The 17468-nt window shown below is 71.6% G+C and carries 13 protein-coding genes and 1 pseudogene; 8 read left to right on the plus strand and 6 right to left on the minus strand.

From position 1 onward, the window contains the following. Positions 1-31: 31 nt before the first annotated feature. Positions 32-460 (minus strand): annotated as a pseudogene (locus OG556_RS34285) (ATP-binding cassette domain-containing protein); the annotation flags it as partial. A 451-nt stretch (positions 461-911) separates the two neighbouring features. Continuing rightward, positions 912-1247 (minus strand): DUF5132 domain-containing protein, encoded by a 336-nt coding sequence (locus OG556_RS34290; protein ID WP_331743008.1) that lies wholly within the window; start codon positions 1245-1247, stop codon positions 912-914. 477 nt (positions 1248-1724) lie between these two features. Here OG556_RS34290 and OG556_RS34295 point away from each other — a divergent pair, with 477 nt between their 5' ends. Next, positions 1725-3008 (plus strand): amidohydrolase family protein, encoded by a 1284-nt coding sequence (locus OG556_RS34295; protein WP_331743011.1) that lies wholly within the window; start codon positions 1725-1727, stop codon positions 3006-3008. A 256-nt stretch (positions 3009-3264) separates the two neighbouring features. On the opposite strand, the gene OG556_RS34300 is transcribed toward OG556_RS34295, so the two are convergent. The 4 genes from OG556_RS34300 to OG556_RS34315 form a co-directional block, all read right to left on the minus strand. Beyond that, the gene (locus tag OG556_RS34300; RefSeq protein WP_331743014.1) at positions 3265-3639 is read right to left on the minus strand and encodes a transglycosylase SLT domain-containing protein; all 375 of its coding nucleotides are present in this window, start codon (positions 3637-3639) and stop codon (positions 3265-3267) included. Positions 3640-4361: 722 nt separating this feature from the next. Next, positions 4362-4853: a signal peptide protein gene (locus OG556_RS34305; protein WP_331743017.1), complete on the minus strand. Its 492-nt coding sequence runs from the start codon at positions 4851-4853 to the stop codon at positions 4362-4364. A gap of 295 nt (positions 4854-5148) precedes the next feature. Continuing rightward, entirely contained in the window at positions 5149-6624 is a 1476-nt protein-coding gene (locus tag OG556_RS34310) for a hypothetical protein (RefSeq protein WP_371523065.1), read from the minus strand. Positions 6625-6998: 374 nt separating this feature from the next. Continuing rightward, on the minus strand, positions 6999-7538 hold the full coding sequence (locus OG556_RS34315; protein WP_331743022.1) for a hypothetical protein: 540 nt from the start codon (positions 7536-7538) through the stop codon (positions 6999-7001). Between the two features lie 304 nt (positions 7539-7842). On the opposite strand from OG556_RS34315, the gene OG556_RS34320 reads away from it, so the two are divergent. From OG556_RS34320 to OG556_RS34350, 7 genes are all read left to right on the plus strand, one after another. Beyond that, positions 7843-9612 (plus strand): MOSC and FAD-binding oxidoreductase domain-containing protein, encoded by a 1770-nt coding sequence (locus tag OG556_RS34320; protein ID WP_331743025.1) that lies wholly within the window; start codon positions 7843-7845, stop codon positions 9610-9612. A 208-nt stretch (positions 9613-9820) separates the two neighbouring features. Continuing rightward, positions 9821-10516, plus strand: a complete 696-nt coding sequence (locus OG556_RS34325; RefSeq protein WP_331743028.1) for a type 1 glutamine amidotransferase domain-containing protein — start codon at positions 9821-9823, stop codon at positions 10514-10516. Positions 10517-10595: 79 nt separating this feature from the next. After that, positions 10596-10982, plus strand: a complete 387-nt coding sequence (locus OG556_RS34330) for a nuclear transport factor 2 family protein (protein ID WP_331743031.1) — start codon at positions 10596-10598, stop codon at positions 10980-10982. A 537-nt stretch (positions 10983-11519) separates the two neighbouring features. Continuing rightward, entirely contained in the window at positions 11520-11795 is a 276-nt protein-coding gene (locus OG556_RS34335; protein WP_331743034.1) for a hypothetical protein, read from the plus strand. A 302-nt stretch (positions 11796-12097) separates the two neighbouring features. Next, positions 12098-12430: a trypco2 family protein gene (locus OG556_RS34340; RefSeq protein ID WP_331743037.1), complete on the plus strand. Its 333-nt coding sequence runs from the start codon at positions 12098-12100 to the stop codon at positions 12428-12430. 102 nt (positions 12431-12532) lie between these two features. Then, positions 12533-16354, plus strand: a complete 3822-nt coding sequence (locus OG556_RS34345; RefSeq protein WP_331743040.1) for a tetratricopeptide repeat protein — start codon at positions 12533-12535, stop codon at positions 16352-16354. Positions 16355-16568: 214 nt separating this feature from the next. Then, a complete protein-coding gene (locus tag OG556_RS34350) occupies positions 16569-17438 on the plus strand; it encodes an LLM class F420-dependent oxidoreductase (RefSeq protein ID WP_331743043.1) in 870 nt (289 codons plus the stop codon). The last annotated feature ends 30 nt before the right edge of the window (positions 17439-17468 follow it).

Genomic DNA, 17468 nt, shown 5'->3' on the forward strand with positions numbered 1-17468 from the left:
TCGGCGGGCGGGTGGCGCGGCTGCTGCGGTGTCAGGCGGCGAGTTCGCCGGTCTGGAGCTGCCACAGGGATGCGTCGAGTCCGTGAAGTTTGTGGGTGCCCTGCTCGGCCACCACACCGCCCCGGTCCATGACGCAGATCCGGTCGGCGTGGCGGACCGTGGAGAGCCGGTGGGCGATGACCGCCATCGTCCGGTCGGCCGCGAAGCCGCGCAGCGTGCGCCGGATGACGGCCCCGATCTCGTTGTCCACAGCGGAGGTCGCCTCGTCGAGGACCACGACCGTCGCGTCCTTGAGGATCGCGCGCGCCAGGGCGATCCGCTGCCGCCGGCCCCCCGAGAGCGCGGCACCGCGTTCGCCGATCACCGTGTCAGAGCCGTCCGGCAGCGTCGCGATGAAGGCGTGCGCCTCGGACATCGTGGCAGTCTCGACGACGGCCTCGTCCGAGGCGCCGAAGCTGCCGCCCGGCGCAGGATCCGGCCGGCATCCGCGGCAGGCGTCTGCGGTTCGTGCCGGACGAGGACCCCACCGGTGATCGGGGTCGCCTGGGCCTCGGCGACCCCTGGGACGCGGCGCAGGGTCGCGGCGCGGACTTCGGCCGGCCGGGGCCGTCCGAGAACCGGTCTGACGTCCCGGCGCTGGCGGCCCGGAATGACCGAGCGCGGGCTCGCGTCCAGATCCATGGAGCGGAATCCGGCTGCGACGCCCAGCAGAGATGGCATGTGTACGATCACCTGTTTGCGGAGGTCACGGGCGATCCGCCATCGGGCACGACGGATCAATGTGACGGAGTGGAAATTCTGAACGGGCGGCCGGTGCGGCCGGAGGGCCCGCGGCCGACCACCGCGCGGACCCAGCTCGCGAGCTCGGTCACGGTGTGCGTCCAGGCGGCGGGCCAGGTCGCGCCGGTGTGTCAGTTCGCCTTTCCGGCACCGACGGTCGCACGGATCTTCGGGGTCCTCGCCTCTGCCTCGCCCGCGTCCGTCACCTCGGTCTTCTTCTCGACCGGGGCCGCATTCTCGGCGGCGCGCCGGCCGTCCCCCGAGGTGCCCTGAGCCGCCACAACGTCGGCGGCCACCTCGGCCGCGAGGTCGTGGATGTTCTCCCCGGCCTCGTGGGCGGCCTTCCTCACCTCCATGACGATGCCGACGGACGTCTTGACGACGCCGCGTACCAGTGGCTTGAGGAGGCGCTTGGCCAGCGGCGCGACGACGAGACCGATCAGGAACGGCGGAACTACGGGCGGCATGGTGTTCGAGCCTCTCTACGCAGACGGATGACAGGGGACCCGGGGCGCTTCGGGCTCCGGAGCGCGCACAGCAGGACGGACGGAAGCACCCCTCTCGCCGGATGACCGGTTCCCGTCGCGGATTTCCCGCCGAACCGAATTCCTCGCCGATGGGGTCCACCGCCCGATCTTCCGTCACCGTAGTCGAGTTGGGCTCACCAAAACCAAACATTCTCAACATGATTCACTCGTTCGAGTGCAATCCGAACCATCATTCGCAACGAATGATGGTAGGTGTGCCAATAAACTTGGCAGATAATATTATTTAGTGATTAGTCGCGATTTCCGGGTTCCCGCCGCCCGTCGGGCGCGGCGCCTGGGCCGCGCCCTCGACCATCAGGCCCCACCGGACACTGTCGATCAACTGGTGAGAGCGTCGCCCCGTCGGATCGGCCTGTCCCACTGGTCCCGGCCCCGTGACCAGCCGAAGATGACGGCATGCATGTCGACGACTCGGGTGCCGGGCTGCTGGTGACGAACGTGCGCGTCTTCGACGGGATCGGAGCGGAGTCGGTCCCGGGGCACGTCCGGGTCCAACGGGACAGGATCGAAGAGGTGGTGCTGGGCCGACCCCTCCCGCCCGGCCTCGCCGGAGGCGCGACGGTGCTCGACGGCGGAGGCCGCACCCTCCTGCCCGGCCTCACCGACGCGCACGTCCACCTGTTCGCGATCGGCAGCACCATGGCGGAGCTCCGGCTCGCACCGACCGGCACCCTCCACTACCAGGCCCTGGCCGCGGCCCGCGACATGCTGATGCGCGGCTTCACCACCGTGCGGGACCTGGCCGGAGACACCGAACCTCTGCGGCGCGTGCTGGACCGCGGGCTGTTCCCGGGCCCACGGATCTACCCGAGCCAGGCGGCCGTCTCCCAGACCGCCGGCCACGGCGACTTCGGGACGGTCCACGACGCCCCCACCGCCCTGGGCGGGCCGCCGGCCCGGACCGAGCAGATCGGGTTCACCCGGGTCGCCGACGGGCCGGAACGGGTGCTCGCCGCGGTGCGCGAGCAGCTGAAGAAGGGTGCCACCCAGATCAAGCTGATGGCCGGCGGCGGCGTCATCTCCGAGTTCGACCCGCTGGACGTCCTGCAGTTCACCACGGCCGAGCTGGAGGCCGCCGTCGCCGCGGCCTCCGACTGGGGCACCTACGTGACCGTGCACGTCTACACCTCCGAAGGCGTCCGCCGCGCGGTGCGGGCCGGCGTGCGCTGCATCGAGCACGGACACCTCGTCGACGAGGACACCATCCGCCACCTCGCGGAGCAGGGCGTGTGGCTGAGCACCCAGCCGTTCGAGGTCGACGACCACCACTACGCCTCTCCGGACAGCGACCGCAAGAACCGCGAAGTGTGCGAAGGCGTCGCCCGCACCATCGGCTGGGCGGTGAAGCACGGCGTTCGGCTGGCCTTCGGCACCGACCTGGTGCTCGACCCCGGTAAGGCCCACCAGCAGAACGAGATGCTCGTCCGGCTCGGCAGCTACCTCAGCCCGGTCGAGGCCCTGCGGACGGCCACCTCCGGCAACGCCGAGCTGTTCCGCCTGTCCGGCCGCCGGGACCCCTACCGCGCCGCGCCGCTCGGCGTCATCGCGCCGGGAGCATGGGCCGACCTCCTGGTCGTCGACGGCGACCCGACCACCGACCTGTCCGTCCTCGCCGACCCCGAACGCAACCTGCGACTGATCGTCAAGGACGGCGTCGTCCACAAGAACGAGCTCGGCTGACCCGAACCGGCTTCCGCCTGCCCCCGGCCCGGGCGGTCCGTGACAGCCCTGCGGGCCGGTCAGGCTCGCCGGGCGGTTTGCGGCACCGGGGGCGTGGGCGCCGCCGCAGGTGCACTGCTGCCGATCGCGGTGTTTCGAGCGTCCCGGAAACGGCACGAGGGCCTGTTCCCGCGCAGATGCGCGGGAACAGGCCCTCGTGGGTCACTCCGGTTGCCCCTGTCCGACCCCCGGGGTGAGGGGAAGCCGAATGGTCGGCTTAGTACCAGTGGTTGGCCTGCCAGAAGGTCCAAGCCGCGTTCGGGCTGCCGTAGCGGGTGTTCATGTAGTCCAGCGACCACTTGATCTGGGTGGACGGGTTGGTCTTCCAGTCCGCACCGGCCGAGGCCATCTTGGAGGCCGGCAGCGCCTGGCCCAGACCGTAGGAGCCCGAGCTCGGGTTGGTCGCCGTGACGTTCCAGCCCGACTCGTGGGAGATGATCTGGCTGAACGAGGCGAGCTGGTCCGCCGGCACGATCTGCGCGGCGATGGCCTGCGGGGAGGCGTCCGCGGCCGAGGCGACGGCGGGGACCACGGCGGCACCCAGGGCGGTCACACCGGCGGCACCGGCAAGAATCACGGCAGTGGTACGCATGCGGAACTTGAAAGCGGGCATATACAGAAGACCTCAATCAGTTGGGCCGGTGTCACTCCCCGCCTCGACCGTGGCCGGACAGGGGCCGAACGGTCGCGGGATGTGACTCGGCGATAAGCCGTTCACCGGTGGGACAGGAGCCGGTGTGGCTGGCGATGAATGCCAAGTTGCCAGACCGGATCGGCCCTCGCCAAGACCCCCTCGCTACGACCCGCCGTCGTAGCGGACAGACCGGTACTGGTTCGAGAGGCGAGCCGCCCGGAGCGTGCCGACACCGCTCTGCCTGCGCAAACGCCCCCCAAGAACCCGCCAAATGGTTGCAAAATAGTGCAAAACGGACACCACTATCCGTCGTCGTACACCGCATTCGCATGTGAGCGCACTCACGACCCCAGCCCCGGCGCCATCACCGACCGGCCTGCCGCCACCACGCCGAGTCACCACCGATCGGCCGCCATTGAGACCGCCACCACACCCGGCCGGCGCGGGAACGGCACCACAGGGCGTCACCGCGGCTGTCGGCCGCCTGGTCGGCACGGCGGCAGGCGGGCAGGGCGCGAAGCCGTCACGGGATCCCGGCCGGCCCCCGAGACGCCCGTCCCGCCGGAATCCCCCGCTCCGAAGACAGCCCGGCGTCGTTCGTGGCCGTGTGCGAGTCGCCGGGCATCTCGATGCGCTCCATGCGGCCCACGCGGCTCATGCGGCCGGCGAAGCCCCGAAGGTCAGGAGTACAGCGCGATCCTGGGCTGAACCGTGCCCGGGCCGGCGTTGACGACGGTGAGCCGGTACCGCTGGGTGAGGGTGTGATGGCTGTGGAGGACCAGCTTCGCCCGGGTGAGGTCGGTGTACAGCGTGCCGGTCTCGCTGGCCAGCCGCACGGTCTTCCAGTGGCCGCCGCTCAGGACCTCGAGCTTGATGTCCGTCGGCGCGAGGAAGGGCCCGTCGTCCGGAGACTCGACGAGGATCTGCGGGGCGACGGTCCGGTCCGCCGACGAGTCGTTGCGGTAGGTGACCGTGATCGGGTGCGCCGAGTGGTCGGACGGCAGCGGCCGGTCGGGCAGGCCGACGAACGAGACCGGCGCGACAGCGGTCACCACCTGCGGGGCGAAGGCCCCCGTGGCGAGCGCCGGCGACGGCATCGTGAACGGCATGGCCAACACAGCGGCGAGGGCGGTCGGGGCCAGAGCCCGGCGAAGGACCTTCCAGGTGGGCATGGTGTCTCCTTCGGTCATCGACGGCGCTCCCGGGAAGTCCACCGGCGGCCGGGCGGTCACCCGCCCACCGAGCGCATCCCCGGCTGGACGGACTGCCGCCGCCGGGCGGCCCGGACCGTACCCATCCACCCTGCACACCAATGGCCCAACGCGCATCCGCACCGGACCGGCGGCCCCGCCCAGGGCCCTCCGGGAGCGGGCAGTGCAAGCACCTTCGGGCCCCTCGCCGGACAGCGAGAAGCACCGGCCACCGTGCTGGCGGCCGGTGCTTCCTCCCGTCGGACCCCGGGCTGGTCTACCAGTGCTCGTGGTGGTCGCAGCGCATGTCGTACTCGTCGTGTTCGTCGTGCTCGTGGTGCTTGATCCTGGTCGGGTCGGTGGCGGTGTGGGTGGTGGTGTCGCCGCCCCCGGTGACGGTCGCGGTGTTCGTGACCTCGTCGTCGGCCCGGCAGGAGACGTCGACCTGCAGCGTGATGGGCGGGTAGCTGCTCCCGGCGGGGAGGGCGTCACTGCGGGTGCAGGTGAGCGTGCTCCGGTCACAGGTCCAGCCCGTGCCGCTGATGCTGTCGGCCTTGAGCCCCGGGGGGAGGGTGTCGTGCACGGTGACCGTGGTGCCGTCGGTCGGAGCGGCCCCGGCGGCGTTGCCGACGGCGATGGTGTAGGTGCCGTCCCGCCCCTGGATGAAGTGCCTGGCGTGGGTCTTGGTGATGGTCAGGGACGGGACCGTGTAGGAGATGATCACCTGGCCGCTGTGGTTCGCCGTCCCGATCGTCGAGAGCGCATAGCTCGTGCCGCTACCCGTGGGGGTGGCGAAGCTGCTGCCCCCACCGCCCCCTCCCCCACCTGCCGAGGTGCCCGTCCTGTTGACGGCGCCGCTGCCGCCGCCCCCGCCGGCGAAGTACCCGCCCCCGCCGCCGCCACCAGCAGCGATGGTACTGGCGGCGCAGCCGCCGTCGAAGCTGCCCCCAGCGCCACCGGTACCGACCGTGGCACCCGAGAACCCGCTCCCCAGCCCGCCGTTCACGACCAGACAGGACGGAACGGTGCCGGCGGCCCCGCCGGCACCCCCGGTGCTCGTACTGGTGCGGCCACCGCCCCCGCCCTGCCCCGGCGAGGCCCCGGGGCCGGTGGCGCTTCCCGCGGTGCCGCCGGTGGCGTCCGGCGTCGTCCCGCCGTTGCCTCCGTTCCCTCCGCTGGAGCCCGCTCCGGTGCCGCCGGCCGCGCCGCCGCCCCCGGCGACCACCAGCAGGGAGCCGCCCGTGCTGACACTGGAGGCCCCGCCCCCACCCGGGCCCTCGAAGTGAAAGCCGGTGAGCGGAAAACCTCCCCCTGGGGCACCGCCGTTGAACCCGCCGGCACCCGGCGTCCCCGTGCCGTTGCAGCCCTTGCCGCCGGTGCCGCCGACGTTGATGGTGAAGGTCGTCGCCGTGGTGGTCTGCGGCAAGGTGGTCACCACCCGTGCCCCCGTCCCACCGGCCCCCGTGACGGAACAGGCGGTGCCGGTGTTGTCGGCGCCGCCGGCGCCGTCCGCGGTGATCGTCACCACTGCCGCCGCCGGAACCGTCAGGGTCTGCGATGCGCCGGTGAAGGTGAAGGTCTGCGACGGATCAGCCAGCTGCGCCCGCACCGGCACGGCCCCGACCGGCGCGGCCGCCACCGGCGGAGCCGTGGCCGCCAGCAGCGCCATGCCGGACAGCAGCGCGCTCCCCACCGACACCACCCCCGCACCGCGCTCCCCGCGCCGCCCGCCCGCGCCGACCGGATCGGACACGACGACGGCACCAGCCGGGGCCCTGTTGGACACGGCCCCGGGCCACTGACGGCTGACCCGGTACCACGGCAGATCGCCCTGTCCACGAGTACGAGTGCTCATCCGCAGGTTCACCTCTCCTCACAGCAAAGCGCCCCGCGCCCCCTGCGCGACAAGGCGCAAGCGACACAGGACACCTGATGAAAAATCATGACAAACCACAATTAGACGCCCATACCCGGTCGCTTCGAGGTAGCGAGCCCATGAGAACCCCGGGTGTCGCCACGCTCCGCGCGAGCCGGCGGGGAACCGGCATCCGAGCAGGCCACCGTCTGGTCCTGGCATCCGGCCCGGCCTCGCCCCACCTCGCCGACCGGCACCGGCCGGATCGCGAACTACAGCCGTCGTGAGAACACGGGAACCCTGCTCAGCAACCAGAAGGCGCTGCTGGTGCCGAGGCCGTAGGCGAGGTGGGCGGTCAGGTCATCGCCCAGCGTCTTGGCGTCGTATTTCCAGATGGGTTTGTAGAGTCCCGCGACCGGAAGCACCACGTATCCGCTGAGCCACACGAGCGCACCGTACGGGAGCCCGTACACGACGCGGGGTTTGCGCAGCGAGGCGCTGACGGCGCCGTAGAAGGCCGCGTTGCCCACCCCGTACGACCAGTGCATGAACGTGCTGACGGGGAACGCCGCGCTGTCCGGCAGCTCGCGCCGGGTGAAGGCCTCGACCAGGCGCTTTCCGACCTGCCCTGGGTCCGGCGCCTCCTGCCAGGTGCGGACCGGGGCGAACTCCCAGTGCAGGGCGCTGCGTTCACCACCGGCCCGGCGCTGGCGCAGGAACCTCACGGCGTCCATGCAGACGGTGCCGACCACTCCCGCCGCCAGGCCCGCACCGACAGCTCCGAGCGGAGTCAGCTGCTTGCGCGTGCGCATAGGTCGATCGCTCCCGATCCCGGTTCTTCCAGAAGCCGGCGCTCTGGCCGCCGTCGACGCACAGGACCTCGCCGGTGACGAACGAGGCCTGTTCGAGGTGCATGATCGTCGAGGTTCATGATCGCCTCGACGGCGGCGGCCTACCCGCGCCTGCGGTACGCGTCCGGCGACGGCACCCACCGGTTTTCACTCTACTCGTCGCCGCGCCCCAGCGCCGCGCAGAGCCCTTCGGGTGCGGCCGGCGACCGACCGTACGACCCTGGAGGCAGGCACCGGCCTGTCGAGCGCGGGAGGAGCGCAGGTCATGGCCGTTCTGATCGCCGTGAACGTCGGCATGCCCAAGGACGTCCCCTGGCAGGGCAGGACCACCCGCACCGGCATCTGGAAGTACCCCGTCGCCGGGCCCGTAATGGCGCGCCGGCTCAACCTGGACGGCGACGGGCAGGGCGACCTCGCCGGGCACGGCGGCGAGCAACGCGCCGTGCTGGTGTACCAGTTGAGCTCCTACCTCCATTGGCAGGAGCACCTGAAGCGGGACGACTTCACGTACGGCCAGTTCGGCGAGAACCTCACCGTGGACGGACTCGCCGACGACGAGGTGTGCATCGGTGACCGCTACGGGATCGGCGGTGCGGTCTTCGAGGTCACCCAACCCCGCGTGACGTGTTACCGCGTGGGGTTGCGGCTCGGCGAGCCGCAGATGGCCGCCCTGCTGGTGTCCCATCGCCGCCCGGGCTTCTACATGCGGGTGCTGACCGAAGGGCCGGTGCGGGCCGGCGACGAGATCGTGAAGATCGCCTCGGGCCCCGAGGAGATGACCGTCGCGGAGATCGACGCGCTGCTCTACCTGCCCGGCCACGCCCGGCCACAGCTCGAACGGGCCCTGCGCATCAGCGCGTTGAGCCCCGGCTGGAAGACGTCGCTACGGGCCCTGCTCGACGACGAGGACCGCGGCTCCGGCGCCGCGGGCGGAAACCGCGGGCTGACCACCAGCAGTCCGCCGCCGGCCTGGCCCGGGTTCCGTCGGCTCGAAGTCGCCCGCATCGAGCCGGAGAGCTCGGACATCTTCTCGCTCACTCTGGCGGCGGTCGACGGCGAACCGCTCCCCGCCGCTCTGCCGGGGCAGTTCCTCACGGTCCGCCTGCGGCCGGACCCGGAGGCCTCCCCGGTCATCCGCAACTACTCGCTCTCCGGCCGACCGGGCGCGGAAATGTACCGCATCAGTGTCAAGCAGGAGCCGAACGGCGTCGCCAGCACCTACCTGCGTCAGCACGTGACGGTGGGTGACGTCCTCGATGTCGCCGCTCCGCGCGGCACGTTCCTGCTCGCGGACGCGGACACTCCGGTCCTGCTGCTGTCCGCCGGTGTCGGCGCCACCCCGGTCCTGGCCATGCTGCACGCCCTGGCCGCGGAGCACTCGCAGCGCGCGGTGTGGTGGCTGCACGCGGCCCGGGACGGCGAGAACCACCCGTTCGCCGGCGAAGTGCGCGCACTGCTCTCCCAACTGCCCGCAGGCCGGTCGTTCGTCTCCTACAGCCGCCCGTCCGGCGCCGACCGCCCGGGCGTCGACTACGCGGTCAGCGGGCGGTTCAGTCCCGAACGGATCCACGGCCTGGAGCCGCCCCCGGACGCCGACGCCTACATCTGCGGGCCGAACGCGTTCATGCGGGACATGACCGGAGCCCTTCAGGCCTGCGGCCTGCTGTCCTCCCGGATCCACACCGAGGTCTTCGGGGCCACGTCCGCCCTCACCCCCGGTGTGGTGGCCGGACCCGCCCGGGCACCACACCAACCGGCCGCTCCTCCCGCCGGCCGCCCGGGACCGTCCGTAGCCTTCGCGCGCAGCGGGCTGGTCGTCCCCTGGCACCCCGACTACGGGACGCTGCTCGAACTCGCCGAGGCGTGCGACGTGCCCGTGCGCTGGTCCTGCCGCACCGGAATCTGCCACACCTGCGAGACCGCGCTCCTCTCCGGCCACGTCGAGTACGCCCCGCAGCCCCTGGAGCCCCCCGCCACGGGAAGCGCGCTCATCTGCTGCTCGACGCCCCCGGCCGACGTGGTCCTCGACATATGACCGGATGCGTCCGGGGCCGGGGGCGCTATCACCTGTGAAGCACCGGGTTGCGCGCGGTCGGCGCAGCTGCCTAGCGTGGTTTCGTGGGACGAGGGGAGAAAACCGGCGGGGCGGGTCGGTTGCGTGCGGCATCCCGCCGTGGAACATCCCGCCGTTGGGCATCCCGCCGAACCCATTCCTGGCATGTGTCCGAGAGGGGATCTCTGCCATGGCAAAGGTGCTTTTCATCGTCAGCGGAGCCGCCTACTGGGTGTTGAAGGACGGCACGCGGCACGCGACCGGCTACTGGGCCGAGGAGTTCGCGAACCCGTACAAGATCCTCACGGACGCCGGCCACGAGGTCGTCGTCGCGACGCCCAACGGTGTGATACCGACCGTCGACATGATGAGCCTGCGCCCCGAGATGGTCGGCGGAAACGACAGCGCCCTGGAGCTGGAGGCCATCATCCGTTCCGCGGAGGTGCTGCGTCGACCGCTGCAACTGTCGGACGTGCGCCTGGAGGACTACGACGCGGTCTACCTGCCGGGCGGCCACGGCCCGATGGCGGACCTGGCGTGGGACGCCGACGTGGGTCGGCTGCTGACCCGGCAACTGGCCTCGGGCAACCCGCTGTTCATCGTCTGTCACGGCCCCGCCGCGCTGCTGGCCACCAGGATCCACGGCGAGTCGCCGTTCAAGGGCTACCGCATCACCTGCTTCACCGACGAGGAGGAGGACGGCGTCGGACTGGCCCCCAAGGTGCCGTGGCTGCTGGAGACCGACGTGAAGGCGAAGGTCGGGGTCAACTTCAGCCGCGGTCCGGTCTGGGAGCCCTACATGGTCGAGGACCGCAACCTGGTGACCGGACAGAACCCGGCCTCGGCCGCGGTCCTCGGGAACCGGATGCTGGAGATCCTCAAGTGACCAGTCCTGGAGCGATCCCGCCCAGGCACGCGCCCGCGTCACAGGACGTCGGACGCGTGGTGTTCCGAGCGAAAGGGCCATGACGGTGGAAGCGACGGTTGCCCGGGCGCTGCTGGACCGGCACTGGGCCGCATCGAACAACGGTGACGCGGACGCGGAACACGACATCTACGCCGACGACGTCATCGTCGAGTACCCGCAGTCCGGCGAGGTCATCCGCGGCAGGAGCAACATCCAGGCACTGCGCACCCAACATCCCGCGGCCCGGACCTTCACCGTGCGCAGGATCCTCGGATCCGGCGACCTCTGGGTGACCGAGTTCGTGCTCACCTACGACGGCAAACCCACGCAGACCGTGAGCATCATGGAGTTCTCGGCAGGACGCGTGGTGCGGGAGACGCAGTACTTCGCCGACCCGTTCGACCCGCCGGCCTGGCGGTCCCAGTGGGTCGAACCCGGGAAGTGATCAGCGACTCGGGTTCTCCGAACCAGTGACACGGGGGAAACCTCGCCGGCTGGCCGCTGCTGCGCCGGCCGAGGAAAAACCGATGGCGTCGCGGTGAAGCCCTGCGGTACGAGTGGGGGCATGGCCAGAAGCGCCCATCACATTCGTCGCACCGCTGCCCGCTCCGGGCAGGCAGCCTCGCGCCGCGGGAGCCCGTGGAGGGCCGTCCTGGTGCGCGAGCTCCGATACAGCTCCGAGTGCTTGCGTTCAGCCGCGCTGGAGGGGCGGCGCCCGTTGCCACAAGAGGTACGGAGGTCTGTTGCCGTGTACTCCTTCGCCCGCGGTGATACGAGAGGAGGGGCGGTGGCCGCTCTCTCCTACGTTGAGGAGCGACGCGCTCGTCAAATGACGCGACATCAGCTGGGCCTGCTTCGAACGGGACTGGTACCGGACATCGAGACCGAGCCCGGGCGCCACCGCCACAGCGCCCGTTGGCTTGCCTAGACTGCGGCCGATCGGGACGGCCGCCTTCGTCCGGTTGCGGCTAGAGTCGCGCCTGTGACAGTGAGCCGGGGCCGGTGGCCGAAGATCGACCAGGACAGCGGCATCGAGGATGCGGTGTTGCTCATCCTGGAGTGGCTGGGCGAGCAGGGTGTGGGCGCCGCGATCAGGGTGGACGCCGAGCGGTTGCGGGACCAGAAGCCCGCATGGACGTTCACCGCTGGCGGCGGTCCGTTGAGACAACCGATGCGGGCCGACGGAGCCACCGCCCACGAGTGCCTGTCCCGCGCTCTGTCCTACCTCCGCGAAGCCGGCGCGGACGTGCCCTTCTGACGCGTCGCCCATGGAGCGGACGATGGTGGCGGCCTTCGGGTGTCGGTGGTGCGTCCAGCGATCCGGTTGAAGGTGGGCATGTCGAGGTCGATGCCTCTACCACCTCAACGTCCCCCAGGCTGAGCAGCAGACCCTGGCCGACATGCTCGACACCTGCGCGTAGCCGGAGCGGCCCGTGCCCGTCCTGTTGATCCGGGGCGGGCCGGGGCGGCCGCGACAGAAGGCGGCTTTCGGCTGCGGGGACGGGGGTGCGGGTTCTACGGTGTCGGGTGACGGTATGTCAGGACTGTGGGGTGGGTCTGGTGGATGTTCCTCTGGCGGACGCGGTGGCTGCGGTACGCGACGAGCTGCTGAAGGCGGCGGCCCGGGCCGGGGACGATCCCGGAGTGGTGTTCGCGGTGGGGCCGGTGGAGATGGAGTTCGAGGTCGAGCTGCGCGCGGACGCCAAGGCGAAGGCCGGCTTCAAGCTGTTCGCGGTAGGGGCGGAGACCGAGGCCGGGCTTTCCCGCGGCCGTACCCACCGGGTCTCCTTCACCCTCACCCCCAAGCGCCCGAACGGAGGCGACCTCCTGGTCAGCTCCGCGCAGGAGCGCCCGGCCGGGCCCGGCGACACCACCGGGCGCATCAACGACTGAGAACCGGGATCTTGGCCGGCGCCCCGTCGTCCGGTCGCAGCCATGGGCGGCGGGCGGGGCTGCTTGTAGGGGGCGTGGGTGGAGCGGGTACGGCTTACCGGGGTGAACGGACCGAACGGCCACGGGTCGGGGTACGCGGTCGGCGGCCGGCTGGTCCTGACGGCTGCGCACGTCACCGGCCCGTTGGGCACCGGGGTGACGGTCTTCCACCCGGCCGGCAGCGGCACCGCTGCCGGGACCGTGGTGTGGGCCGGCACCCCGGGTGGGCGTGACGACGCGGCGCTCGTGCTCGTGGACGACTCCCCGCAGTGGCAGCCCCCCACCGTTCCCGTTCGGTGGGGGCGGCCGGACACGACCCGCCCCGGTACCGCGTGCGAGACGTGGGGCGTCCCCGACGAGGCCCAGCGCCCCGGCCGCGCCATCGAGGCCGTGCAACTGCACGGGGAGATAAACCCGGGCAGCGGCTTCGTCGGCAACCAGTACGTCATGGACCTCCGTACCTCCGGCGCCGGCTGGCCGGGTGACGGGACGTCGCCGTGGGGCGGCCTGTCGGGGGCGGCGGTGTTCTGCGACCGCTACCTGACCGGTGTCGTCGCCGCCGACCGGGCGAACTCGGACCACGGCCGGCTCAACGTCGTCCCCGCCTACGTCCTCCACCACGACCCCGCCTTCCGCACCGCCCTCTCCACCCATGGCGGCGGCGTGGCCACCGGGCTGGAGGCGGTCGAGTTCCAGGACATCACCGACCCCGCCCAGTTCCCGGCCCGACGCCCCCCGGTGACACCGGCCGCGCTTCTGGAGGCCGGACGACAGACCGTCCCCTTCCACGGCCGCGACGACCTGCTCGCCCAACTGCAGGCCTGGTGCCGACAGGACGGGTTCGGGTCATGGCTGCTGCACGGCCCCGGCGGCCAAGGGAAAACCCGCCTCGCCCACCACCTCAACCGGCAACTCACAGCCCAGGGCTGGACGGTGCTGTGGCCGCGGGCCGGCGCCCGCAGGGACCAGTTGCTGGAACTGCGGCGGGCGACCAGGCCCCTGCTGGTCGTCCTCGACTATGCCGAGACCCGCCCCGAACAGCTCGGCGCCCTCGTCGAAGCCGCCGCGGAACACCCCGGCGCCAGCCCGTTCAAGCTCCTGCTCCTGGCCCGCACCGCAGGGGACTGGTGGCAGCAGGCCCAGGTGGAAAGCCGGCAGGCCGAGGAACTCCTCGCCACCGCCCGCACGCGCCGCCTCACGCCCCTGGAGGACGACCCGGACCGGCGGACCGGCCACTACCGCGACGCCGCCCACGCCCTCGCCACCGCACTCCCCACCGTCCCCGGCCTCTCCGAGCACGACTGGACTGCGGCCGCCGCAGCCTTGGTGCCGCCACGGCAGTTGGCCCGGGACGACACCTACGGCAACGCGCTCACCCTCCACATGACCGCCCTCGCCGACCTCCTCGACACCGCACGGACCGAACCCGCAGACCGCACCGGGGACGAGGACGTGCAGGACGTCGAGGACCGGCTGCTCGGCCACGAAGCCCGCTACTGGCGCAGCAGCGCCACCGCCCGCGGCCTCACCCCCGCCCTCAGCAGGAGCACCCTGGAGACCGCGCTCGCCGCCGCCCACCTCGCCGGCGCCGCCGACCGCGAACACGCCGACCTTCTGTGGCGGCGCCTGCCCGTGCTCGCCGACCAGTCCCGCGACCGCCGTGACCGGGTCACCGCCTGGCTCGCCGCCCTCTATCCACCCGCCACCGGCGGCAGCTCGACCAGCAGCCCGCCCTGGGGCGCGCTGCAACCCGACCGCCTCGCCGAACGCCACACCGGCCGCACCCTCGAAACCGACCCCCGCCTGGCCGACCACCTCCTCGACGGCGCCGACGACACCCAGACCGGACAACTCCTCACCGTCTACTCCCGCGCCGCCGCCCATCCCGCCCTCCGACTCGACACGCAGCTCACCGACCTGTGCGTCCGCCGCCACGACCAGCTCGCGCAGCACATCGTCGCCACCGCCACCCGCACGGACCACCCACAGCCGCTCATCGATGCCCTTGATGCCGTCACCACCCGCCCCGACACCCCCCTCGACACCCTCACCACGATCTACGACCGGTTCCCCCACGCCAGCCGTCGCCTCGCCACCACCGCAACCCGCCTCGTTCTCACCATCACCGGCCGCTACCGTGCCTTGGCGGAGGCCAACCCGGACGGCTACCTGCCCGACCTCGCCATGTCCCTCAACAACCTCTCCATCCGGCTGGGCGACATGGGCCGGCGGGAGGAGGGCCTGACCGCCATCCAGGAAGCCACCGGCCACTACCACGCCCTGGCCGAAGCCAACCCGAACGCCCACCTGCCCGACCTCGCCAGGGCCCTCAACAACCTCTCCAACCGGCTGGGCGAGGCGGGCCGGCGGGCAGAGGCTCTGGCCGCCATCCAAGAAGCCACCGACCACTACCACGCCCTGGCCGAAGCCAACCCGGACGCCCACCTGCCCGACCTCGCCACAGCCCTCAACAACCTCTCCAACCGGCTGGGCGAGGCGGGCCAGTGGGAGGAGGGCCTGACCGCCATCCAAGAAGCCACCGACCACTACCACGCCCTGGCCGAAGCCAACCCGAACGCCTACCTGCCCGACCTCGCCACAGCCCTCAACAACCTCTCCAACCGGCTGGGCGAGGCGGGCCGGCAGGCAGAGGCTCTGGCCGCCATCCAGGAAGCCGTCACGATCCGCCGTGCCTTGGCCGAGGCCAACCCGGACGCCTACGTGCCCGACCTCGCCACAGCCCTCAACAACCTCTCCAACCGGCTGGGCGACATGGGCCGGCGGGCAGAGGCTCTGGCCGCCATCCAAGAAGCCACCGACGACCACCGCACCCTGGCCGAGGCCAACCCGAACGCCTACCTGCCCGACCTCGCCAGGGCCCTCAACAACCTCTCCATCTCGCTGGGCGAGGTGGGCCGGCGGGCAGAGGCTCTGGCCGCTATCCAGGAAGCTGTCACGATCCGCCGTGCCTTGGCCGAGGCCAACCCGGACGCCTACGTGCCCGACCTCGCCACAGCCCTCAACAACCTCTCCAACCGGCTGGGCGACATGGGCCAGTGGGAGGAGGGCCTGACCGCCATCCAAGAAGCCACCGGCCACTACCACGCCCTGGCCGAGGCCAACCCGAACGCCTACCTGCCCGACCTCGCCACAGCCCTCAACAACCTCTCCAACCGGCTGGGCGACATGGGCCGGCGGGCAGAGGCTCTGGCCGCCATCCAAGAAGCCACCGACGACCACCACGCCCTGGCCGAGGCCAACCCGAACGCCTACCTGCCCGACCTCGCCACAGCCCTCAACAACCTCTCCAACCGGCTGGGCGAGGCGGGCCGGTGGGAGGAGGGCCTGACCGCCATCCAGGAAGCCGTCACGATCCGCCGTGCCCTAGCCGAGGCCAACCCGAACGCCTACCTGCCCGATCTGGCCATGTCCCTCAACAACCTCTCCAACCGGCTGGGCGAGGTGGGCCGGCGAGAGGAGGGTCTGACCGCCATCCAGGAAGCCACCGGCCACTACCACGCCCTGGCCGAGGCCAACCCGAACGCCTACGTGCCCGACCTCGCCATGTCCCTCAACAACCTCTCCATGCGGCTGGGTGAGGTGGGCCGGTGGGCAGAGTGTCTGGCCGCCATCCAGGAAGCCACCGGCCACTACCGCACCCTGGCCAAGGCCAATCCGAACGCCTACCTGCCCGACCTCGCCACAGCCCTCAACAACCTCTCCATCCCGCTGGGCGGGATGGGCCGGCGGGAGGAGGGCCTGGCCGTCATCCGGGAAGCCGTCACGATCCGCCGTGCCATGGCGGAGGCCAACCCTACGCTCTTTGGACCAGCCCTCCAGCAGTCCCTCAGTGTGGCCGCCTGGCTCAGAGGAATCGAACCGTAGCCGGGCGATTCGGCTATTGCCGCAGGCTCACCGGCCGGGCACCAGCCCCACATGTTTTCACGCCGCACGGCATCCCCGCCCGAGGCCGGCAGCGCAGCCCGGGAGGTGCGGTGGCCTTGCTCACCTACGCGGCATGCCTTGTCCCTACGCCCGCGGCGCGCCATGCCACCGTGCGTCCGCGCCTGGTGCTTAGGGTGGCCCCGGGAGGTAGGGAATGCGGGTAGGACTGCACGCGCTCGGCATCGGTAACGGTGCCCGCCCTGAAGTGATCGCGGCCGTCGCCACCGCAGCGGAGGCGCATGGCTTCGCCAGGCTGTGGTGCGGTGAGCATGTGGTGCTCGTGGACACGCCCGCATCCCGTTACCCCTACTCCGCGGACGGCCAGATCGCCGTGCCCGCGGACGCGGACTGGCTGGACCCGCTGCTCGCCCTGAGCTTCGCCGCGGCAGTCACCAGCCGGATCGAGCTCGCCACCGGCGTGCTCCTGCTGCCCGAGCACAACCCGGTGGTGGTCGCCAAGCAGGCCGCCACCCTCGACAGGCTTTCCGCCGGGCGGTTCAGCCTCGGCATCGGAACGGGCTGGTCAGCCGAGGAGTTCGCCGCCCTCGGCGTCCCCTTCACCGGACGCGGACGCCGCACCGACGAGTACCTCACCGCGATGCGCACCCTCTGGGCCAAGGACCCCGCCTCCTTCACCGGGGAGTTCACCCGCTTCGACGCGATCCGGGTCAACCCAAAGCCGCTGCGCGGCGCCCAACTCCCGGTCGTGGTCGGCGGCAACAGCAACACCGCCCTGCGCCGCGCGGCCACACTCGGCGACGGCTGGTACGGCTTCAACCTCCCCGTCGCCGACGTCCCCGAACGCGTCGCCGTCCTCGTCGACGAGTGCGCCCGACGCGGCCGCACTCCCGGTGAACTCACCATCGCTGTCGCACTGAGTGACGGCCACCCGGAGCACCTTCCAGAACTCGCCGCAGCCGGCGTCACCGAGGTCGTCGTCGTCGGAGCGCCCCCGCCGACCCCTGACGCGGCCGTCACCTGGGTCGCGGAACTCGCCCGGACGTGGATGCCCCCGGCCGAATGACCAGGGCGCCACGCCAGGCGCCAGCCTGTT

This window comes from Kitasatospora sp. NBC_01300, from assembly GCF_041435235.1.
Lineage (GTDB): Bacteria > Actinomycetota > Actinomycetes > Streptomycetales > Streptomycetaceae > Kitasatospora.